Annotated in this window: 16 protein-coding genes, 1 rRNA gene and 1 pseudogene; 6 read left to right on the top strand and 12 right to left on the bottom strand. The window is 71.4% G+C overall.

Features of this window, described 5'->3' with window-relative positions; translation table 11 throughout:
- Positions 1-147: 147 nt before the first annotated feature.
- Positions 148-264, top strand: a 5S ribosomal RNA gene (gene rrf / locus GCN81_RS18585).
- Between the two features lie 91 nt (positions 265-355).
- On the opposite strand, the gene GCN81_RS31910 is transcribed toward rrf, so the two are convergent.
- From GCN81_RS31910 to GCN81_RS18560, 6 genes and pseudogenes are all read right to left on the bottom strand, one after another.
- On the bottom strand, positions 356-2,569 hold the full coding sequence (locus GCN81_RS31910) for a serine/threonine-protein kinase (RefSeq protein WP_197287692.1): 2,214 nt from the start codon (positions 2,567-2,569) through the stop codon (positions 356-358).
- Positions 2,566-4,968: a protein kinase domain-containing protein gene (locus tag GCN81_RS18575; protein ID WP_156725759.1), complete on the bottom strand. Its 2,403-nt coding sequence runs from the start codon at positions 4,966-4,968 to the stop codon at positions 2,566-2,568. Before GCN81_RS18575 ends, GCN81_RS31910 begins: the two co-directional genes overlap by 4 nt.
- Before the next feature lie 122 nt (positions 4,969-5,090).
- Positions 5,091-5,206 (bottom strand): annotated as a pseudogene (locus tag GCN81_RS32435) (GNAT family N-acetyltransferase); the annotation flags it as partial.
- A gap of 5 nt (positions 5,207-5,211) precedes the next feature.
- Positions 5,212-6,102 (bottom strand): GNAT family N-acetyltransferase, encoded by an 891-nt coding sequence (locus tag GCN81_RS18570; RefSeq protein ID WP_156725758.1) that lies wholly within the window; start codon positions 6,100-6,102, stop codon positions 5,212-5,214.
- 69 nt (positions 6,103-6,171) lie between these two features.
- Entirely contained in the window at positions 6,172-6,366 is a 195-nt protein-coding gene (locus GCN81_RS18565; protein ID WP_156725757.1) for a hypothetical protein, read from the bottom strand.
- A complete protein-coding gene (locus tag GCN81_RS18560; protein WP_156725756.1) occupies positions 6,363-6,638 on the bottom strand; it encodes a DUF7848 domain-containing protein in 276 nt (91 codons plus the stop codon). Before GCN81_RS18560 ends, GCN81_RS18565 begins: the two co-directional genes overlap by 4 nt.
- 469 nt (positions 6,639-7,107) lie before the next feature.
- On the opposite strand from GCN81_RS18560, the gene GCN81_RS18550 reads away from it, so the two are divergent.
- Positions 7,108-7,362: a GntR family transcriptional regulator gene (locus GCN81_RS18550; RefSeq protein WP_156725754.1), complete on the top strand. Its 255-nt coding sequence runs from the start codon at positions 7,108-7,110 to the stop codon at positions 7,360-7,362.
- On the opposite strand, the gene GCN81_RS18545 is transcribed toward GCN81_RS18550, so the two are convergent.
- Positions 7,359-8,159 carry a DUF4389 domain-containing protein gene (locus tag GCN81_RS18545; protein ID WP_156725753.1) on the bottom strand — a complete coding sequence of 267 codons (801 nt, stop codon included), beginning with the start codon at positions 8,157-8,159 and terminating at the stop codon, positions 7,359-7,361. The two genes, GCN81_RS18550 and GCN81_RS18545, sit on opposite strands and share 4 nt — an antisense overlap.
- A 180-nt stretch (positions 8,160-8,339) precedes the next feature.
- On the opposite strand from GCN81_RS18545, the gene GCN81_RS18540 reads away from it, so the two are divergent.
- Positions 8,340-8,933 carry a GNAT family N-acetyltransferase gene (locus tag GCN81_RS18540; protein WP_231626822.1) on the top strand — a complete coding sequence of 198 codons (594 nt, stop codon included), beginning with the start codon at positions 8,340-8,342 and terminating at the stop codon, positions 8,931-8,933.
- A 53-nt stretch (positions 8,934-8,986) separates the two neighbouring features.
- Here GCN81_RS18540 and GCN81_RS32755 read toward each other — a convergent pair whose 3' ends face one another.
- Positions 8,987-10,981 (bottom strand): AfsR/SARP family transcriptional regulator, encoded by a 1,995-nt coding sequence (locus GCN81_RS32755; RefSeq protein WP_267904594.1) that lies wholly within the window; start codon positions 10,979-10,981, stop codon positions 8,987-8,989.
- Between the two features lie 229 nt (positions 10,982-11,210).
- Here GCN81_RS32755 and GCN81_RS18525 point away from each other — a divergent pair, with 229 nt between their 5' ends.
- From GCN81_RS18525 to GCN81_RS18515, 3 genes are all read left to right on the top strand, one after another.
- Positions 11,211-12,098 (top strand): UbiA family prenyltransferase, encoded by an 888-nt coding sequence (locus tag GCN81_RS18525; RefSeq protein WP_156725752.1) that lies wholly within the window; start codon positions 11,211-11,213, stop codon positions 12,096-12,098.
- A 163-nt stretch (positions 12,099-12,261) separates the two neighbouring features.
- Positions 12,262-13,344, top strand: coding sequence for a sensor histidine kinase (locus tag GCN81_RS18520; RefSeq protein WP_156725751.1), 1,083 nt, complete (start codon positions 12,262-12,264; stop codon positions 13,342-13,344).
- The gene (locus tag GCN81_RS18515; protein WP_156725750.1) at positions 13,341-13,988 is read left to right on the top strand and encodes a response regulator; all 648 of its coding nucleotides are present in this window, start codon (positions 13,341-13,343) and stop codon (positions 13,986-13,988) included. Before GCN81_RS18520 ends, GCN81_RS18515 begins: the two co-directional genes overlap by 4 nt.
- A 31-nt stretch (positions 13,989-14,019) precedes the next feature.
- Here GCN81_RS18515 and GCN81_RS18510 read toward each other — a convergent pair whose 3' ends face one another.
- The 4 genes from GCN81_RS18510 to GCN81_RS18495 all read right to left on the bottom strand — a co-directional run bounded on the left by GCN81_RS18510 (position 14,020) and on the right by GCN81_RS18495 (position 19,811).
- Positions 14,020-15,504 carry a DHA2 family efflux MFS transporter permease subunit gene (locus GCN81_RS18510; protein WP_156725749.1) on the bottom strand — a complete coding sequence of 495 codons (1,485 nt, stop codon included), beginning with the start codon at positions 15,502-15,504 and terminating at the stop codon, positions 14,020-14,022.
- An 88-nt stretch (positions 15,505-15,592) separates the two neighbouring features.
- Positions 15,593-16,741, bottom strand: a complete 1,149-nt coding sequence (locus GCN81_RS18505; RefSeq protein ID WP_156725748.1) for a hypothetical protein — start codon at positions 16,739-16,741, stop codon at positions 15,593-15,595.
- Complete coding sequence (locus GCN81_RS18500; RefSeq protein ID WP_156725747.1) at positions 16,738-17,433, bottom strand: hypothetical protein; 696 nt, start codon at positions 17,431-17,433, stop codon at positions 16,738-16,740. Before GCN81_RS18500 ends, GCN81_RS18505 begins: the two co-directional genes overlap by 4 nt.
- On the bottom strand, positions 17,433-19,811 hold the full coding sequence (locus GCN81_RS18495) for a beta-ketoacyl synthase N-terminal-like domain-containing protein (RefSeq protein WP_156725746.1): 2,379 nt from the start codon (positions 19,809-19,811) through the stop codon (positions 17,433-17,435). The genes GCN81_RS18500 and GCN81_RS18495 overlap by 1 nt, the downstream gene beginning before the upstream one ends.

Below are 19,811 nucleotides of genomic sequence, written 5' to 3'. Positions count from 1 at the left end.
CTGGAAGCCCGGTAACGGGTGGAGGTGACTGGTACTAATAGGCCGAGGGCTTGTCCTCAGTTGCTCGCGTCCACTGTGTTGGTTCTGAAACCACGAACAACCCCACGTTTGTCACAGAGCGTGGTGCGGTTGACAGTTTCATAGTGTTTCGGTGGTCATAGCGTGAGGGAAACGCCCGGTTACATTCCGAACCCGGAAGCTAAGCCTTACAGCGCCGATGGTACTGCAGGGGGGACCCTGTGGGAGAGTAGGACGCCGCCGAACTAAATTTGATAGCAGAAATCCCCTGTACCGGGTTCCGGTACGGGGGATTTCTGCGTTCACGGCCAGTTTGTGGGCCGCGCTGACTTGCCCGTTACTCGCTACCCGCCCCGAAACCCATGACCTCACTCTCGTTGGCCACCCACAGCCGGTCGCCGGAACTCACCGTGCTCCACGGCTGCGACAACGTATCCACCGTGTAGGCCATCTCCCATGCCCGATGGCCGTTCCTGAGCGCATAGCCGTACAGGCCCGGGCTGGCACCGCCGTTGATGCCCAGCAGCACGAGTCCCGCGAAGGTGCGCAGGACCGCGTGGAGGCCCTTGCCGAGGTCGGGGGTTTGCCAGTGGCGGGCGCCGGTGGTGAGGTCGTAGGCGGTGAGGGAGCCTTGGGCGGCGGTGATGTTGGTGCCGGGTGGGGGTTCGGGGACGGTGAAGAGGGTCTTGCCCAGCGGGATGAGCTGCTGCCGGGCTTTGGGGTTGTCGCGCCACTGGGTCTTGCCGTTCGTGGTGTTGAGTGCGGCGAAGGAGCCGCTGGCGAGACTTCGCTGGAAGAGTGCGATTCGGCCGTCGGGGCTGAGCTGGGCGGTGGTGGCCAGAGAGACGTTCTGGATGCCTTCGCCGGGGTTTAGGCCGGTGGCGGCCGTCCAGGCCGTCCGTCCGTCGGACACGCGCAGCGCGATGAGTTCGGCGGTGTCGTGGCGCATGGTGAGGGCGAGGCGGACGTTGGGGTTCGGGCCAAGGCCGAACACGGCGGGGGAGTACTTCCAGAGCTGCCCGCCGGTGCGGGCGTCGAGGGCGAACACGGTGCGGCGGTTGTCCGCGCCGCCCGCCTCCCTGGTCACACAGAGGACCACGTCGCCGAGTGGATGGACCTTGGCACGTGGGGCCTCGTGGTGCCAGCGGCTCCTGCCGGTGGAGTCCAGGGCGTAGAGCTCGCCGGTCTGCTGTGAGGTGACGTACACCCAGCCTTCGTCGCCGGGGTGGGCGGCCAGGTCGGTGGCGGCGGGCTGGGGATTGCCGGGTGGCGCGAAGCGCCAGTGTTCCTTACCGGTCAGGAGGGAGCGGGCGTGCAGGCCGCCGTCGATCTCGATGACGTACACGGTGGTTCCAGCGGCCGCGGTGGCGGCGTTGCCGTACGGCTGGCGTCGCCACCGCGCCTTGCCCGTCTCCGGATCGAGTACGGCCGCGCCGCCGCCTTCCTTGGCTGTGACCAGCAGCTGTCCGCGAGCCGCCCGGCGCAGGTGGGTGAAGCCCTCGGGGAGCGGTGCGCGCCACAACAGCTTTGGCGGCGGCGGGGTGTCGGGGGAATTTCCGCGTACGAGGAGCCAGCCGCCGGTGAGTGCCGCCGCCGCGAGGGTGCCGCCTGCCGCCGCGAGTACCCGTCGCCTTCCCCAGCGTCCGGTGAGTCCGTGCCGGGCCAGCTTCTCGCGGGCGTCGTCCTCGCGGCGGCGTACTTCCTGTTCCACGGCGTGCGGCAGCCAGCCGGTGCCGGGCAGCCGCGGGGCGCCGAACAGTCCTGCCAGATCCGGAACGTGGGGACGTTTCCACGGCTCCTTGGCCAGGCAGGAGGCGACTGCCGGGCGCAGGGATTCCGGGGTGGCGGTGAGGTCGGGCTCCTCGTAGGCGGTGCGGTACAGGAGGATGTGCAGCCCGCTCTCGCCGAAGGCGCCGCGTCCGGTGGCGGCGAAGACCAGAGTGGCGCCGAGCGAGAAGACGTCACCGGCTGCCGTGGCGGTGCGTCCGGCGATCTGCTCGGGCGCCAAGTAGCCTGCGGTGCCCAGGACCTGTCCAGCTCCGGTCAGCTTTTCGCCGTCCACCGCGCGGGCGATCCCGAAGTCGATCACTCGGGGGCCGTCTTCGGTGAGCAGGATGTTGGACGGCTTCAGGTCGCGGTGCACAAGTCCCGCCGCGTGGATGGCGGTCAACGCCTCCGCGAGTCCGGCGCCCAGCGTACGTACCGTGGCCTCCGGCATCGGCCCATGTGTGCTCACCGCCTCACTCAGGGAGGGAGCGGGCAGGTAGGCGGTGGCCATCCAGGGCTGTACGGCGTCCGGGTCGGCGGCCACCACGGGCGCGGTGAAGGCGCCACTGACCTTCAGCGCGGCCTCTGTCTCGACCCGGAACCGCTCGCGGAAGCGCGGGTCCTGTGCGTAGCTTTCCCGTACGACCTTCACGGCCACGGGGCGCCCGGCCCGGGTCGACGCCAGATACACCCGGCCCATACCGCCGGAGCCGAGCAGCCGCAGCACCCTGAACGGCCCTATGGAGGAAGGGAGGTTGGCTTCGGGCTGCGGCGGTATGGTCACTCGTCCGCCGCCGCGGGGTAGGCGCGGATCTCGTCACCGTTGCTCAGGTAGACCCTGCTGCCCCGTACCTCCAGGCCCCACATCTCCAGGCCTTGGGGTGCGCCGCTGCCGATGCCGGAAGGTGTGGGTGAGGACGCGGCTCCTGCCTCCTCCCGTAGAGCCCAGAGCTGTTTGCCGTCGGAGGTGCGCAGCACCAGGGCGCCGACCTTGCCGTCCATGGTGGTGTTGCCCTTGGCGTCGAAGTTCAGGGGGCTGAACAACACGGCAGTGACGTCCTTGGAAGCGGCCAGGGTGGGGCCGAAGCCTAGTGACAGCATGAGGTTCACCGGGCTCGTTATGCGCCAACGTATCTTTCCCGTACGCCAGTTGATCGCGTATACCTGGGTCAGGTCGTTAGTGAGCACCACGTCACCGACCACGGCCGGTGGCGACGTCACGGTAGTTGGTACCGACCAGCGGCGTCGTCCGCTCTTCGCGTCATGGGCGGTCAGCCCGCCCTTGACGTTCGCCGCGAGGAGCAGATCACCGACCGCGGTGATGGAGGAGGTGAGCTGACCGCCCCCGGACTGGAGGTACGCGGGGAGGCTGCTGTCCGGATCGGCGGGCACCCTCTCGGACCACCGGGACGTGCCCTTCGCCGCGTCCACGGCATGGATGGTCAGGCCGTCGCTGGTGTCCTCGGTGTAGTAGAACCCGTGCCGGTCGGCGGCATAGCGGTCGCCGGAGGCCGAGTTGGCGATCATGTCCTTCTGCCAGTGGATCTTCCCGGACTTCAGATCGATGGCGAGGGCCTTCGACATGCTCTTGATGTCAGGGGTCGAGCCCGGCGACGGCAGGGTGAAACCACCCTCCAAGATATAGGCGGAGACGTACGCGGTGCCCTCGTGCGTCGCGAGCAGCGTGGTGACGGTGAGGGACCTGTCCAGTGCGGACCGGGACTTCTCCTGGCCGGTCGCCGGGTTCACGAGCGCCACGTAGTGCTGCCTGACGAAGTTGCGGTCGGTGCTCATGCCCGAGACCAGCATCCCGCCCTCGACGGGACCCTGGACGTTCGCGCCGATCCCGAGCGGGGCCTTGCCGCTGGTCGTTCCGTCCCCGGTGGTGAGACTGCCGTGCTGCCAGCGGATGTTGCCCTTCGCCGCGTCGAGGGCGACGGCCGCGTAACCGGTGCCGTGGAGCAGCAGAGTGTCTCGGTAAGCATGCAACCGGGGGATGGGGATGGCGACCGGCGTGGTCGTCGACCACATTGGCTTGGGCGGATCGGTGAGCTTGACGGTGCGGACGTTGCGGCCCAGCGGTTTCGCGCTCTCCTTGGCCGTGGTCGTCGGGGAGTCCTCGGAGTCACCCACGATGTACATCGCGACCGCCGAGCCCGTGGCGGCGGCGCCGAGTGCCGCGAGCCCGCCGATCAGTAACCTTCGGCGGCCGGGCTGCTTGGGCCCCCTGCTGTCGGGTGACCTCCCGGGCGGTGGCGGGACGACCGCGAGCAGCCCAGCCTCCTCCGCCCGTCTCGCCAGCTCCTCCCGTAGTGCCGGAACCTGAAGGTCTCCTGGCTCGGCGGGCGCGAGCCCGGCCTGGATCTCCACCAGGCCGGGGCGCCGGGACGGGGTCTTGTCCAGGCAGCGCGCTAGCAGCGGGTGCAGGGCCTCGGGTACGCCGTGCAGATCGGGCTCGGCGGTGAGGACCCGGTGCAGGGAGCCCTCGTCTCCGGGGCCGAACGGGCCCTCACCGCAGGCGGCGTAGACCAGAACACCGGCCAGCGCGAAGACGTCGGCCTCGGGCCCCGCGTCGTGGGAGGAGGCGATCTGTTCGGGCGCCATGAAGGCGGGGGAGCCGATCACGGAACCGGTGCCGGTCAGCCGGGTGTCGGCGGAGTGCAGGGCCTTGCTGATGCCGAAGTCGATCACGAGTGGGCCGTCCGCGGAGAGCAGTACGTTGCCCGGCTTGACGTCCCGGTGTACCACCCCGGCCGCGTGGATGACCTCCAGCGCCTCAGCGAGGGCGGTACCCAGCGCCCGCAGCGCCGGTTCCTGGAAACTTCCACAGAGCCGGACGGCCTGGTCGAGTGTGGGCGCCGGAACGTACGAGGTGGCGATCCATGGCCGTGGTCCCTCGGTGTCGGCGTCCACCACCGGCACTGTGTAGACGCCGCTGACCCGGCGGGCCGCGGCCACCTCACGCCGGAAGCGGCTGCGGAAGGCTGGGTCGTCCGCCAACTCCTCGCGCACCCGCTTGACCGCGACCAGCCGCCCCGAAGCCATCCGGCACAGGGACACCGCCCCCATCCCACCGCCGCCAAGCTCACGCATCACCACGTACGGGCCGATCGTGTCCGGCAGTACGACGGTCACGTCCTCCGGCCCCGGCTCTCCGCCGCCGTCCGGTCGCTGTAATCCCACATCTGCCTCCCAGAGGGTCTCGACGGTCTCGACGCCGCCACACAGCGGAGCAGGCGTCCGTGATCCAGCAACGGTTCCCGGTGAGCTGATGCCACGTCAACTAGCAGTCGCCGAGGGGTGCTAGGTTCGCCCGGGAGCGCGCCCGGGAACCAGTCGGGCGCCGCCGCGCAGGCCTCGGCAGCGTACCCGTGCCCCCACGCCCGCGGCGGGAAAAGGAGCCGAGTTCGGCTTTCCCGGCAGTGATCAAGACCGGTGGCGTGCGGCGTAGGAGAACGTGTGTCCGGCGAAGTCGGCGACGTGGACGTACCCGATGCGCTGGTAGAGGGCGTTGCTGGTGGGGTTGTCCGGGTCGGTGAACAGGACAACGTCTGTCGCGCCCACGGTCAGCGCGGCTCTGCTCGCCTCGACGGTCACGGCTCCCGCGTAGCCGTGGCCGCGGAGGTGGGCCGGGGTGTAGACGGGGTCGATCCGGACCATGCCGCCGATGACCGAGGTCGCGGCCGCCATCGAGACGGGAGTTCCGTCCGGGGTTTCCCAGAACGTGAAGTGTCTGTCGCCGAAACGCGAGTCGGCCCAGGCGTCGGCGTCGATCAGGTCGATGGAGGACTGCTCCCCGACATCGACACAGAACTCACGGCACCAGCGCACGACTTGCTCATGGTCCTGCCTGCCCGTGACGCGCCCCTGGCCCTCTGGGCGCGGCTGCGGTGGGGTGAGCGTACCGAGACGGTAGAGATGCGTCCGCCAGAACGGTACCGACGCCGCACCCGTGGCCCGCTGCCATGACTCGGCGAAAGCACTGGCGGTGTCGTGGTCCGCGATGACCTGGGAGGGGGAGTGGCCGAGGCCGGTCAGGAAAGCGGCGAGGGTGTCGGTCTGCTTGAGGGTGAGGGGTGTGAGGCCCAGGCGGCCACGCGGAGTCAGATAGAAGATCGCGCAGACCTCGCCCCCTGACTCCAGTCGGCCGAAGACGGCGGCTTCGGCGTCGCGTTCGGCTGTCGTCCTGCGTATCCGCAGCTTCTCGATGTCCGTCAGCGGCGTGTTGTGCAGGGCGGGGCGCGAGCGCAGGAAGTCCTCGGCTCGGGTGAGGAAAGCGTTGACGTCTTGGGTGAGGTGCCAGTCATCCGGGAGCATGCTTCATGCTCCCGGATGACCTCGCGGGAAAGGCGGGCATCTGGTGTTCTAAGCCCTCCTCTTACCTCGTCAGTTCCGCAGACCGGGAGCGGGACCGTGGCCGGTGCGGCAGCGGGGGCAGTGGCACGGGGGCCAGGCGAGTGAGTCCGGGAGGCGCTCTGGGTCCGGGGTGCCCGTGACCGTGCTCGTCGACCGGGTGATCAGCTTGCCGTTGGGGCCGAGCCGGTAGATGTGCAGGGTTATGCGCGGAGCTCCGGCGTTCAACCTTCCCTCCATGCGTAGGGGTTGTCCGCGGCCGGAGTCACCCGCCAGTACGTCTCCGTGGTCAGCTTGAAGCCCCGGTGGTCGGGATGGCGGCCGGTGTGGGTGAGGGCCCAGTCCTGTTGTGGGGTGGCGTCGTTGTCGGTGGCGGGGGACTCGGCGTGGCACGTCATGCACTCGATCTGGAAGATCCCGACCGGGACGCCGGGGCGAGTGTCGGCGCTCACGCTCCACACCGCGTAGGCGAACCGTCTGCGTGGGTTGGCCGTGTCCATCAGGCAGCTCCTCCCGCGCCGACCAGGTGCTGGTCGAGGTCGATGCCGAAGTCGGCGGCGAGCACCAGTGCCAGACGCCGCTGGCGCTGTTCGCAGGCTGCGAGATACGGGCGCACCGATGCGACCGCCGAGCCGTCGAGCGGCGTATCGAGTCCGTACGGGGACCGAGGTGCCGGAGGCCACGATGGCTCGGGCCGAGGCGGGACCGTGCCGGGTGGGGCGGGAACCGTTGGGCGGGACCGGTGACGGCCGCGCGTGCGCGGACCGAACACCGCCACGACCCACATCAGGCAGGCATGGATAATGCCCACTGTCATCAACTCCAGTGCGGTTGGTGGCCACGCCCCGGGGCCCTGCCAGGCCGCCGGGGTCCTTGCTTTAGACGCTAGCCCGGCTGCTCTAGCTTGTCTACCTCGTCTAGGACGTTGCCCATATGCCCAGCGTGTTGGACGTGGTTAACGTCCAGGACATGGATATCGACCGTTTTGATCCGACGCCCATCTACAAGCAGGTGGCGCGAGTCATCCGTGAACGGATCAAGTCAGGCGAGCTCCGGCCAAGGGACCCGATTCCGTCCGAGTCGAAGATGGTCGCGGACTATGGCGTCGCGAGGGACACGGCGCGGCAGGCCGTCGCCCTGCTGCGTTCTGAGGGATGGGTGATAACCCTTCCGCAGCGGGGCAGCTTCGTTGCGGAGCGGCCACCTGCCGAGTCCGCCGACTAGTTGTCGGGCGCTACGGCCGGGGCGACGTGGTCGGTGCCCTTGTCCTCGTCGGTGTAGTTCGCGGTGCTGCTGGTGATGTGGCCCGCCAGGCCGAGCAGCAGGAACAGCACGACGAGGATCTTGGCCGCGGTGCCCATGAGCAGCGGGCGGGTTCCGGAGCGGACCGCGTCCGGTGGGACCGGCTCGTCGCCGAACAGTCGCTTGGGGTAGGCGGGGGTGAGCATCATGCCGTACGCGGTGAAGCGCATCCCGTAGCGGGCGACGGCGGAGGTGGCCGCGTAGATCGGCGCCGGGAGCCGACCCAGCACGACCCCGATGAGCCAGAACACCCAGCTCATGCTGAACCAGCCCGCCTGGACGAGGTTGGTGATGATCGCCGCCGGGATCATCAGGATCAGGCGGAACAGCACCGCGAGGCGGTTCAGTGGCGTGGCGCGCAGCTCGATCTGTACGGGGTAGTCGGGGGCTGAGAACGCGAACGGCGGATAGCGGTCGACCAGGAGCATCGAGCTCGCGTTGACCCGCGTCCGGTAGGCGAGGACCGAGCCGAGGAAAGAGAAGATCCCGTCGGGCAGCCGTCCCATGAACAGCGCGGCGAACCATCCGACGATCGTCACGAAGAACGCCGCGATGGAGAGCAGGAAGACCACCACGAACTGCGGCAGGAGCAGCAGCCAGCGCAGCAGGACGGTCCAGCGCCGCTGCCGCGCGGCAGCGGGGATGTCCAGGACGGGCAGCCACTCGCCGTCTGCGGGATCGGGATCGGTAGCGGTCCGAGGGTCCCAGCCTGTCGCCATGAGCACTCACTCCCAGCTATCCCGCAGTCGTCCTGATCCGGCTGACAGGCCCATGCTGCGGCCGCGCTGCGGGACCCGCTCGCCGCAGCGGTCCAAACGGAGGTGCCCGACCGTGGTGACCGCCGCGTACCCGCGTCAATCGCGTTGCGTACGCCGTCGGCTTCCGCTCAGGATCAGGGCATGGGTATGGGTATGGGTATGGGTATGGGAGTGAGTGCGGGCACGGGCTGCGTGATACGGGCCGTACGGGCGGAGGAATGGCCGCAGGTCAAGGAGTTGAGGCTGGCCGCGCTGCGGGACCCGCTCGCGCCGCTGGCCTTTCTGGAGACGTACGAGGAGGCCGCGGCCAGGCCGGACTCGTTCTGGCGGGACCGGGCGGAAGGGTCCTCGCACGGGACGAAGGCGCGGCAGTTCGTCGCTGAGGCCCCGGACGGGGGCGGCTGGGCGGGGAGTGTCGTGGTGCTGGTCGAGGAGGCGGGGGCGGGCGATCTCTTCGGTGGGGTGATCGCGCGGCGGCAGGCGCACCTGGTCGGCGTGTTCGTACGGCCCGAGTTTCGGCGTCGTGGCGTGCTCGGTGCGCTCTTCGAGGCCGCGGTGGGGTGGGCGTGGTCGCTGGTGGAGCTGGACCGGGTGCGGCTCTACGTACATGAGGACAACGGGCGTGCTCAGGCCGCGTACCGGAAGCTCGGGTTCGTACGGACCGGGGAGGTCATCCCGATGAAGGGTGATCCCTCGGCCAAGGAGCTGGAGATGGAGCTGCGGAGGCCGGGGTAGCCGACGGCTCCGAGGGAGGGGGGTGGGTTCTGCCGCGTCTCAGGCCACTGCTGTCACGCCACCGCTTTCAGGGGGCGGGTGGTGTGGTGGGCGGGTGGTGTGAGGGTGCGGGCGCAGTCCCGCAGGAGTAGCGGGATGGAGAGGTGGGCGGGGCTCGGTTCGTGGGCGAGGTTGTGGTCGAGGAGTGTGTCGAAGAGGCGCTCCACGGCTGAGGGCGCGAGACCGGTGATCGCGCAGGCCCGCGGGATGTCCTGGGTCGTCGCCGAGTGGAGGGCGAGGGCGCGGGCGGGCTGCTGCGCGTCGGGGGGCAGCTGGGCGTAGGAGAGAGCCAGGACGGACATCAGGTCGCGGTCCGCCGTGCGCAGGAACGCGGCGCGGCCCGCGCTCGTGCGCAGACGTGCCGTCGCGTCCGGCACGGTCCACGAGGGGCGGTCACGCAGCCGGGTCGCGGCGATGCGCAGGGCCAGCGGGTGGTGACCGCACAGGGCGACCGCCTGGGTCAGGGGCGGGCCCGTGCGGGCGTCGGCCGCGACGTGGCGGAACAGCGTCTCCGCGTCCTCAGGGGTCAGCGCCCCCAGGGGCAGCGCGCGGGAGCCGTCCGGGGCGGTCAGTTTGCGGCGGGTGGTGATCAGGGTGAGGGTGTCGCCCGAGCCGGGCAGGAGCGGGGCGACCTGGGCCGCGTCGGCCGCGTTGTCGAGAACCAGCAGGGCGCGGCGGTCCGTGAGGCGGGAGCGCCAGAGTGCGCTGCGTTCGGCCAGGCCCGCCGGGATGGCCTCGGGCGCCGTCCCGGCGGAGCGCAGGATGACGCCCAGCGCCTCCTCGGGGGCGAGCGGTGCGCGGTCCGGGGTGAAGCCGTGCAGGTCGATGTAGTACTGGCCGTCCGGGTAGTCGGTGCCGCGGCGGTGGGCGAAGTGGACGGCGAGGGCCGTCTTGCCGATGCCGCCCATGCCGTCGATCGTGACCGTATGGGGAGAGCCGGGGCGCTGGTCGTCGATGGCCCGGTCCAGTAGCGCGAGTTCGGTGGTACGGCCGGTGAAGTCGGGCAGGTCCCGTGGGAGGTAGTTTCCGCGGCCGGGGCGGGTGGTGGCACGCTGGACCGGTGTCGTGCTCACGGGCTGGTGGGGTGTGGCGCTTTCAGGCTGGCCGGGTGTGGCCTCCGCGGGCTGGTGGGGTGTCGTCCCTGTGGGCTGGTGGAGTGTGGTCCCCGCGGGCCGTCCGGGCGTGGTCCCCGCGGGCAGGTGGGGCGTGCTCGCCTCGTGTCGTTCGGGCGTGGTTGCCGCGCGCTGCGCCCGTGGGGCGTCCGAGAGGATCTCGCTGTGCAGGCGCCGCAGGCGGGGGCCTGGCTCCAGCCCCAGTTCGTCGGTGAGCAGGCGGCGGCCGTCGTCGTAGACCGCGAGCGCGTCGGCCTGGCGGCCGCTGCGGTAAAGGGCGAGCATCAGGCTGCCGCGCAGCGCGTCACGCAGCGGGTGCCTGGCGGACAGCGCGGACAGTTCGGCGACCAGCGAGCCGGTCTCGCCCGCCGCGAGGCGCAGCTCCATCAGCTCCTCGACCGCGGTGAGCCGTTGCTCTTCCAGGCCCGCCGCCGCGGCGGTCACGGCCGGGCAGTCGATGCCCGCGAAGGCGTCGCCGCGCCACAGATCGACCGCCGACCGCAGCAGCCGTATCGCCTCAGCGTCGCGGCCCGCGCGCCGGGCGGTGCGGGCCGCGCGGGCCCACTCGGCGAAGCGGTGCGTGTCCACGGCGTCGGGCGGCACGTCCAGGCGGTAGCCGATGTCCACGGTGGCTAGGCCGCAGCCATCAGATGTGGCCAGGCCGCCGCCATCGGACGTGGCCAGGGCGGCGCGCAGATCACGGATCGCGTTGTGCACCTGATGGCGGGCGGATGCGGGTGGGTCCTGCCACAGCTCGTCCACCAGGGTGTCCATCGACACCGGGCGACGGGCGTTCAGCAGCAGAAGTGCGAGGAGTCGCCGTCGGCGCATTCCTCTGAGCCGGACCGGCATCCCTGCCTCGCTGACCTCCAGTGGTCCCAGGACCAGGAACTCCACTTCCGCACCCCCGAACTCCCGGACTCCCGGACTCCCGGACTCCCAACTTTCGGATCCTCGGACTTTCGGATCCTCGAACATCGGCGTTCCGCGTCCTGCGGCGTGTCGATGACGCTGCTGACGCTAGGCGCGGGCGTGGTCCGTATTCAACGCGCGTACTCCTGACGGGACATGCCGTACCTCCAAAGACACACGCCCGAACCGCGAATTCCCGCCGTAGGTTTACGGCATGCACCAGGCCCTCACCACGCGCACCGTCCGGCACTGTCTGCGCGAAGCGCGCCCGCTGGTGCAGGTCATGTTCGTGCTGCGGTTCGTCACGGGCGCGCTGCTGACGGCCTCTGCCGCACACCACCGGCCCGACACCCCGCACCTGCTGGTCGGCGCGGTCGCCTGGTGGGCGGTGACGGTGAGTGTCTACGTCTTCAACGGAGTGAGCGACCTGTGCGAGGACCGGGCCAACAAGTCCGAAAGGCCGCTCGCCAGCGGGCAGTTGTCCGAGTCGGCGGCGCGGCGGGCCGTGGTGGTGACCGCCCTGGCCGGGCTGCTGCTCGGCTGTGCGGCGGGGTGGCGGGTGGCCGAGTCCACCGCCGTCTTCCTCGCCCTGGGATACGCCTACTCCGCGCCGTCGATCGCCGCGAAGTGCCGCTCCTGGTCCGCTTCCGCGGTCACCTGCGTCGCCGCGGGGACGACCTATCTCGCCGGGGCCGCGGCCTCCGGGAGTGCGCTCACCGCGGAGTCCGCCGTCTTCGCCCTGGTGCTCTCGCTCGGCGTAGGGCTGATAGCCGCCGTCGCCAAGGACCTGGGCAGCACGCGGGGTGACTCCCTCGCGGGTCGGCGCACCCTCGCCGTCGTGCGCGGCGAGCGGGGCGCCCGGCGGTTCTGCGCCGTGGCTGGAGGGGCACTGGCCCTGGTCCTCGCGGCTGGTGCCGTGTGGGTGCGTCAACTACCGCTGGAGGCGGCCGCGGTCGCCTTCGCCGTGGGTGCGCTGTGCGTGGCCGGGCGCTGTCTGCCGGTACAGGGGGAGCGGGACAGGCCGCGGGCGCCGTACCGGGCCTGGATGGTCACCCAATACGCCGTCCATCTGGCCGCGCTGGGCGGGCTCGCCTGGGCGTGAACCCTGGGGTGAACCCTCTTTCACCGCAGTTGTCTGTTATTGCCTGCCTTGCTAGCTCTCATTGGCATATTTAACGGTCGTTGTTATGATCACGCTGGGTGTGTGAGTGTGGGGAATCACGCCGACCCGATCGTGACCTCTCCCCAGGTGGGGAGAGCGCGCTGTGGGACTTTCCGCCGATTCGGCGACCGACCGGTCCCGTCTGGTCGAAGTCGTTCTCACCCGCTATGCCGACGGCCTGCGGGAGGCCGGGAATCCGCTCGCGCTCCGCCCGGAGCTGTGGGTCTCCTGCGAGAAGCAGGCCCGGCAGATCCTCGGCGAGTGCGTCGACACCCTGTACGGCACGCGGGTGCAGGTCGCGGCTGAGGCCGAACTCGCCTCGATGGCGCTCGGCGTGCAGCGCTCCTTCGAGAAGGTCCCGCCGATCGACTCGGTGCACGCGGCCCGTGTGCTGTTCGACGTGGCGGTCGAGGCGATGACCGAAGCCGCCGCGCGCCTTCCCTCCGACGTCGCGCTGCCGCAGTGCCTGACCGCCGTACGGATGCTGCACGAGGCGATCTTCACGCGGGTCAGCGCCGCCGCCATCGGCTACGAGTCGGCGACCCTGCGCGACGTGGGGGAGGCCAGCACCGCCCGCCGCCACCAGATCGCCCGGGATCTGCACGATCACATCGGCAGCAGCATCAGCCTGGCGCTGCGCTGCCTCGACCTCCACGCCGTGGAACAGGCGAACGGAGTCGCATCGGCGCGGGACCGGCTCGGGGACGCGCGGCAGGCGCTGCTCGACGTGTTCGCGTTCACCCGCTCCATGGTCAGCGGGCTGCGCGTCAACGAACTGCACGACGGCCTGAAGGAGGAGATCGACGCCTACAGCGCCGCGGCGTCCGACCGGCCCGCCGAGGTCCGCTCCCGTATCGACGGCGACGAGTCGTGGCTGCCCGAGCAGGCCCGCCAGGAGCTGTTCCTCGTCGTACGAGAAGGCCTGCGCAACGCGTTCACACACGCGCGGGCGAGCCATATCGACATCGTCGTGAGCATTTTCCCCGACGCTGTGCACGCCACGGTCGCCGATGACGGGGTCGGGCTGACGCACCACCGCGACGGTGCGGGAGGCGGCGGCCTGACCGCCATGCGGCAGCGGGTCTCCGCCCTCGGCGGGACCCTGGAGCTGATCAGCGAGCCCGGCCGAGGTACGCGGATCCAGGTGCGGGTCCCGCTCGACGGGGCCGAGGCGGGCGGACGATGAGTGCGGGAGTGGACGCGGGCGGCGACATCCGGGTGCTGGCCGTGGACGATCACCGGCTGCTGCGCGAGGCGCTGTGCGAGCTCCTGGAGCTGTATGACGGGCTGACCGTGGTCGCCCAGGCCGACGACGGGCCAAGCGGGGTGCGGATGGCGGGCCTGCACCGGCCGGATGTCGTACTGCTCGACGTGGAGATGCCGGGGCCGGGGCCGCTCGCCAATCTGCGCGGGGTCCGCCAGGCGGCGCCCGATGCCCGGGTCATCGTGCTGACGATGCACGACAACCGCCAGCTCATCGACTCGCTGCTGTCCGCGGGAGCGGTGGGCTACCTGCACAAGGAGGCCGACCGGGAGGTGCTCGTCGCCGCGATCCGCAGCGCGATGGCGGGCGGTACGACCATGTTCCTTCCCCGTACGTCGACCGGCTCCGGGCCGGAGCGGGAACCCCAGGCCGCCGACGCCCTCACCCTCCGCGAGCGGGAGCTGATGGAGCAGGTCGCGCAGGGACTGAGCAACCGGCAGATCGGCAGCCGCCTCGGGATCACCGAGGGTACGGTCAAGCGCCATCTGCGGAACATCTTCGACAAGCTCGGCGCCACGTCCCGGCTCGACGCGGTCAACCGGGCGCGGCCGCAGCGCCGTTACTGAGCCGGTGCTCCGTTGCTGAGTCGCAGCTCCGCTACCGAGACGCCGATCCGCTACCGAGATCCGCGCGTGCGGCCCGTTCGCGGCGGTCGGCGAGCAGCAGCGCGACCGCCGGGACGAGAGTGAGCGCGTACACGGCGAGCAGCCAGTCGAAGGAGTCGGCGAACGCGGCCGGTACGAGTCCGTCGCGCGCCTGCGCGGCCCTGTCGAGCACGACCGTGACCACGGCGAGGGCGAAGGTTCCGCCGATCCGCTGGATCAGGTTGAGCTGCGTCGAGGCGTCCGGGATGGAGCGGGGCTCGATCGACTCGAAGGCCCGGGTCATGGCCGGCACGATGGTCAGGCCCGTACCCAGGCCGCGGACCGCGAGTCCCGTGCAGAGCAGTGCGTACGGTGTGGTGGACGACAGCATCGTCAGCGGCACGGTCGCCAGCATGGTGAGAACGATTCCGATGACGATGGTGGTGCCGCCGCCGATCCTCTTCATGATCGGGCGGCAGGCGAGGCCCGCGACGACGACGCCGGTGCCACCCGCTGACATCAGCAGGCCGGTGACTACGGCGCTTTCGCCGCGGGCCGACTCGAAGTACAGCGGGATCAGCATCATTGGCGAGAAGAGGACGAAGCCGAGGCAGAAGATGTTGGTCGCGGCCGTGCGGTAGACGCGGTGCGTGAACAGGCGCAGGTCCGACAGGGGGGCGGCGGTGCGGAGCTGGTGCCGTACGAACACCGCGCCGCTCACCACGGCCAGCATCAGCGGTACCAGGAACGCGGGATGGGCGGACAGGCCCGTATCGGCGAAGGCGTGCACGGCGAGCACGACGCAGACCGTGCAGGCGGCGGCGGTGACCAGGCCCAGGACGTCGAGGGGGCGATCACCGGCAGGTCCGGCAGGTCCGGCCGGGGTGTCCGCGCGGACATGGCGGACGGCGACGAGCAGAAGCAGCGCGCACAGCGGGATGTTGACGGCGTAGACGGCCCACCAGCCCCAGGCGTGGACGAGGAGTCCGCCGACGGTGGGGCCGAGCAGGGGGCTGATCAGCATGACGCTGCCGTTCAGCGCCTGTACCTGGCCCAGGCGTTCGCGCGGCATGCCGCTGGTGAGCAGGATCGTGGCGACGGGGGTGAGTACGCCAGCGGCCGCGCCGGACAGGCCGCGGGCGGCGATGAGTTCGGGGAGCGTACCGCTGAGGGCACAGGCCGCCGAGCCGACGGTGAACACGGCGAGAGAGGCGATGAACGTGCGGCGCGGGCCGAAGCGGGAGGCCAGCCAGCCCGCGGCCGGCATCAAGGCGACCAGGGCCAACAGGTAGGCCGTGACGACCCACTGGACCTGGGTGAGGGCGCCGAAGCGGGCGGAGGTGTCGGCCAGGGAGACGTTGACGATGGTGGTGTCCAGCTGAGCGAGGAAGGCTCCGCCGATGGACACGGCGATGGTGAGAGCGGCGGTGCGGGTGGCCGGCGCCGCCGGCGTGGGGTCCTCCTGGGCCGGGGGCTCGGTCTTCTGGGGCAGGGACATGCGGGAGTCGTCCTTCGGTTGGGCGGCGGGACTTTCACGACAGGCGCCAAGCGGGCTCGGGGAGATGCCGGAACTTCCCCGATGCCGCTCAGTGCGGCCGCAGTGCCTCGGCGATGTCGGTCAGGAGGGAGTCGGCCGTTTCGCGGGCACCGGGCCGGTCGCGGCAGGAGAGGGTCAGTTCCGTGGTGTCGCCGAAGCGGCAGGCGCTCAGGAACATCTCGGCGTACGGGACCAGCATCGGCAGGGTGGCGAAGGACGTGGCCCGGAAGGCGGGCGTCGAGCAGGTCCGCGGGTCCACCTCGCCGTGGTCGGAGATGATCGCCGTACAGGGGAAGCGGTCGCCGTCGAGTTCTCTGGCCTCGCTGAGGTTGTTGGCGAAGGGGTTGTCGCGCAGGAAGTCCCGGTCGAGGGCGGCGACCTCGGCCTTGGCCAGCAGAGCCCGGACCAGCGTGGCGTGGACGCGCTTCCAGCTGTCGTCGCGGCGCAGGTCGATGACCAGCTGGGAGGTGAGGTTGGCGGTGGAGCGCACCGCCGTGTCGTGGCGGCGCAGGTCCACCGGGACGATCAGGCGGCCGGTGTCCGTGGCGAGGTGGCGGGAAAGCGCGGCGGCGGCGCGGGCCGTGACGCCGGACGGTGCCGCGGGTATCCGTCGGCGCAGCCACAGGGGCCGTTCGCTCGCGGGGCCCCGGCCGATGATCGCGGGCAGCCCGGTGAAGCGGGTGGCCCTGGGGGGCGGGGAGACGGCGCCCGCCACCGCGCGGAAGTGACCGACGTCCACCGTGTCCGGGCAGCCGACCAGGTCATCGCCGCGCAGAGCCCTGAAGAGGTCCGCGATCCACTGACGCAGGCCGTGCCCGTCGGTGACGATATGGCTGGCCCGGATGATCAGCGTGGTCGACTTGCCGCGGATCAGGCCCAGTTCGCAGACGGGGCCGGTGACCACCGACAGGTCACGGTGGAGGAACGGGGCGTCCAGAGCGGTATCGGCGGGCAGTTCCACGACGGCGGGGGCCTTCTCCTCGGCACGCCACAGGGCACCGCGGCGGCGTACCGCGAGTCCGGGGTTCGCCAGGGTGGCCGCGCGCGCCGCCCGCCGCAGTGCGTCCGCGTCGAGCGTGCCCTCGCCCTCGACCACCATCTGGATGAGCTGGGGGGTGCCGGTGGCAGCGGCGTTGAGGTAGCCGCGTTCGACCGGGGAGACGCGGCGGGTGTACGGCCGGGTTGCGGCGGGTGTCATTCCTGCTCCAGGTGGTGGAAGCGCACCGGGGCGGGTGCGTCACAGGCGAGGGCGAGGTGCAGCGGCGGGGTTCCTTCGGCGCGCAGGGCGAGGGAGCGCACCTGGTAGGTGCTGGTGTCGGATCTGGTGCTGGTGCTGGTGCTGGTGCTGGTGCCGGTGCTGGTGTCGGTGGGGCGCCAGCCCGGTCGCCACGCGGGCAGCAGGATTCCGGCGAAGGTGTCCTTCGTCAGGTGCGAGGCCTTGATGAGTGCCTCGCACTCGGTGAAGTCCCGGATCGTCGCTGGTTCCTGACGTCCCAGCAGGTCGCCGAGCCAGCGCAGTGCGTGCGGCCGGTCGCGCTCGTCCTGAAGGTCCACACCGATCACACGGGCGACGGGCGCGGAGGCCACGGCGCTGAACTCGCCGCAGTGCGTTACCGACGCGGCCAGGCCCAGGGCGGGCACCGACCAGCGGTGGTGCGCGTCCCGTTCCAGGGCGCCGGGAGCGACCTGAACCCCGTACATCGTGGCGAGCGCCTGGGCGATCAGGGAGCGGCCCGAGGCGGTGAGCCGCCGTCCCATCCGGTCGCGGGGCAGCCGACGGTGCCGGGAGATCAGGACGTTCACCGCCTCGCCCGGCGCCGTGGGGCCGTCGGGCGCCAGCGTGTACCCGGTCGGGCCCGGAGCGAGGAGCAGTCCCGTGAGGGCGCCCATCACACCTCCGTGTCGAAGACGGCCGCCGCGTAGCTGCCGCCGTACGCGAAGCTGGACAGCAGTACGGGGCCGTGCGTGTCCGCGCCGGTGAGGGCGGCGACCAGGCCGAGGGCGCCCGCGCTGCCGTAGGTCTCGCCCAGCAGCGCCTTCGGGGCGAGGACGGGGCGGTCCGCGAGGCCGGACAGACGCAGGGCCGCCCGCTGCGCCAGGTCGACCAGCGGATGGCCGGACGCGGCCGAGACGACCGTGGCGATCCGCGCCGGGTCGAGGTCCGCGTCGGTGAGCGCCGTACGCAGCGCGCGTCCCCAGGCGGCACCGTCCCGGCCGATGCGGCCGATGCCCACCGCCTCGCCACTGGCTCCGAAGCCGCGGACCCGCGCCAGGACGTCGGCGCCGCGGGCCCGGGCTGCCGCCCGGCTTTCCAGCAGGATCGCCGCGGCACCCTCGCTGAGGATGGTGCCGGTGCGCCCACCGGGCACGATGTGCGCGGACCGGGCGTAGCCGGGCAGTGCCGCCTGGGTGGCGAGGGCCTGTTCGGGGAACTCGTCGGCGACCACGACCATGATCCGGTCGGCGGCGCCGCGGGCGATGACCCGGGCGGCGAGCTGGAGCGCGAGCACCGAGCTGGTGCCGCCGTTCGCGAGGGTCGCGGTGTAGCCGCGGTAGCGGTGCAGCATCGCTACGTGACCGGCGGCGGCGTTGACGACGGTGTTGGCGAACACGGACGGATGGGAGCCGGTTGCCTCCGACCTGGCCCTGGTGGCCTCCGGATCGGGCCCGGTGACCTGCGCCTCGGCCTCGGCGGGAGCCGACAGCAGCACGCCTTCGTGGAACCGGAGGACCGAGGTCACCGGCCCGTAGCCGGTGGCGAAGACGATGCCGGTCGACTCGGCCTCGGCCCGCGACGGCTTGCCGTGCCGCGCGTACAGGTCGCCGACAGCGGACGCGGCGAACAGGCTCAGCGGGTCCATGCGACGGGCCCGGCTGGGGTTCGTACCGCGGGCGGCGGCCCTGATGTCGACCCGGCCGACGGGTACGTCCCCGATCCCCGCGACCGACTCGAACGTCTCGAAGCAGGGACGGCCTTCGGCGAAGACCGCGGCGAGTGCCGCGGTGTCGCCCGCCGCCCCGGCCAGGCCCGCCACCCCGGTGACGACGACCTCCTGTACGGCCTCGCGGCGCGGGGCGTGCGCTCCGGTGCGGCCGGGCCGGTTGAGGACGACGGAGGCGTTGTTGCCGCCGAACGCGAAGGAGTTCGACACCACCACGTCGGGGCGCGCCTCGCGGCCGGTGTCCGGGACGATGTCCAGGCCGGACGGCGAGGCGGCACCGCGGGTGTTGATGGTGGGCGGCAGAGTGCCCCGGTCGATGGCGAGGGTGCTCACCACGGCCTCCACCGCTCCGGCCGCGCCGAGGGTGTGGCCGAGGATCGACTTGGTGGAGCTGGCCGGTGGGATCTCCTGGCCGAACAGCAGCTTCAGCGCCTTCGGTTCGGAGGCGTCGTTGGCGGGGGTGCCGGTGCCGTGCAGGTTGAGGTAGTCCACGTCGTCCGGTGTGAGGCCTGCCGTGTCGAGGGCCTGGGCCATGGCGGCGCAGGCGCCCTTGCCGCTGGGGTCGGGCGCGGTCTGGTGGTAGCCGTCGCAGGACAGGCCGTAGCCACCCAGTTCGGCGAGGACGCGGGCGCCGCGCGCGGCGGCCCGCCCCACCGGTTCCAGGACCATGAACCCGGCGCCCTCGCCGAGGGTGAGGCCGCTGGAGGCGGACAGCGGCGAGCACGGTTCGGCGTCCAGGGCCCCGAGCGCGCTGAACCCGTACGCGGACAGCTCCGCCAGCGGGTCGACGCCGCCGCACACGACATGGTCGACGTCGCCCTTCCACAGCAGCTCGGCGGCGTAGCCGAGGGCCACGGCGCTCGCCGCGCAAGCGTTCGAGAGGACCACGCGGGGGCCCCTCAGATCGAACTCGGCCGCGATGTAGTCGCCCACACAGGGTAGTTGGGACGCCGCCGCCCGCTCGGCGTCCAGCCTGCCCTCCCGTACGAAGGTGCGGTGGGTGGCCTCCAGGGTCGGCATGGCGCCGAGGCTGGAGCCCACCACGACGGCCACCCGATCGCGGTCCACGGTGTCGAGGTCGAGGCCACTGCCGTGCAGGGCCTCGCGTACCGCGGTGGCCGCGAGGGCATAACAGCGGTCCAGGTCGGCGGGCTGCTCGGCGGTGACCATGCCCGCCCAGTCGGTGAGCAGCCTGGAGGTGTCGAAGAGGGTGTTGGCGCGGATTCCGGTGGTGCCGGTCGCGATGGACGACCAGCCCTTCTCCACGTCGTCACCGGCTCCGGTGATCAGTCCGAGGCCGGTCACGGCGATGCTCGGTGGTGTCAC

It is taken from the genome of Streptomyces apocyni (assembly GCF_009739465.1).
In the GTDB taxonomy this organism is placed as follows: domain Bacteria; phylum Actinomycetota; class Actinomycetes; order Streptomycetales; family Streptomycetaceae; genus Streptomyces; species Streptomyces apocyni.
The sequence above is the reverse complement of the archived record's forward strand: the minus strand, read 5'-3'. Positions and strand labels throughout refer to the sequence as shown.

What these genes read in the sequence shown, in the direction of transcription:
- GCN81_RS18570 (WP_156725758.1), bottom strand. Translation starts at nt 6,102, where the DNA reads ATGCTCCCGGATGACTGGCACCTCACCCAAGACGTCAACGCTTTCCTC.
- GCN81_RS18560 (WP_156725756.1), bottom strand. Translation starts at nt 6,638, where the DNA reads ATGGACACGGCCAACCCACGCAGACGGTTCGCCTACGCGGTGTGGAGC.
- GCN81_RS18550 (WP_156725754.1), top strand. Translation starts at nt 7,108, where the DNA reads ATGGATATCGACCGTTTTGATCCGACGCCCATCTACAAGCAGGTGGCG.
- GCN81_RS18545 (WP_156725753.1), bottom strand. Translation starts at nt 8,159, where the DNA reads ATGGCGACAGGCTGGGACCCTCGGACCGCTACCGATCCCGATCCCGCA.
- GCN81_RS18540 (WP_231626822.1), top strand. Translation starts at nt 8,340, where the DNA reads ATGGGTATGGGTATGGGTATGGGTATGGGAGTGAGTGCGGGCACGGGC.
- GCN81_RS18525 (WP_156725752.1), top strand. Translation starts at nt 11,211, where the DNA reads ATGCACCAGGCCCTCACCACGCGCACCGTCCGGCACTGTCTGCGCGAA.
- GCN81_RS18515 (WP_156725750.1), top strand. Translation starts at nt 13,341, where the DNA reads ATGAGTGCGGGAGTGGACGCGGGCGGCGACATCCGGGTGCTGGCCGTG.
- GCN81_RS18510 (WP_156725749.1), bottom strand. Translation starts at nt 15,504, where the DNA reads ATGTCCCTGCCCCAGAAGACCGAGCCCCCGGCCCAGGAGGACCCCACG.
- GCN81_RS18505 (WP_156725748.1), bottom strand. Translation starts at nt 16,741, where the DNA reads ATGACACCCGCCGCAACCCGGCCGTACACCCGCCGCGTCTCCCCGGTC.
- GCN81_RS18500 (WP_156725747.1), bottom strand. Translation starts at nt 17,433, where the DNA reads ATGGGCGCCCTCACGGGACTGCTCCTCGCTCCGGGCCCGACCGGGTAC.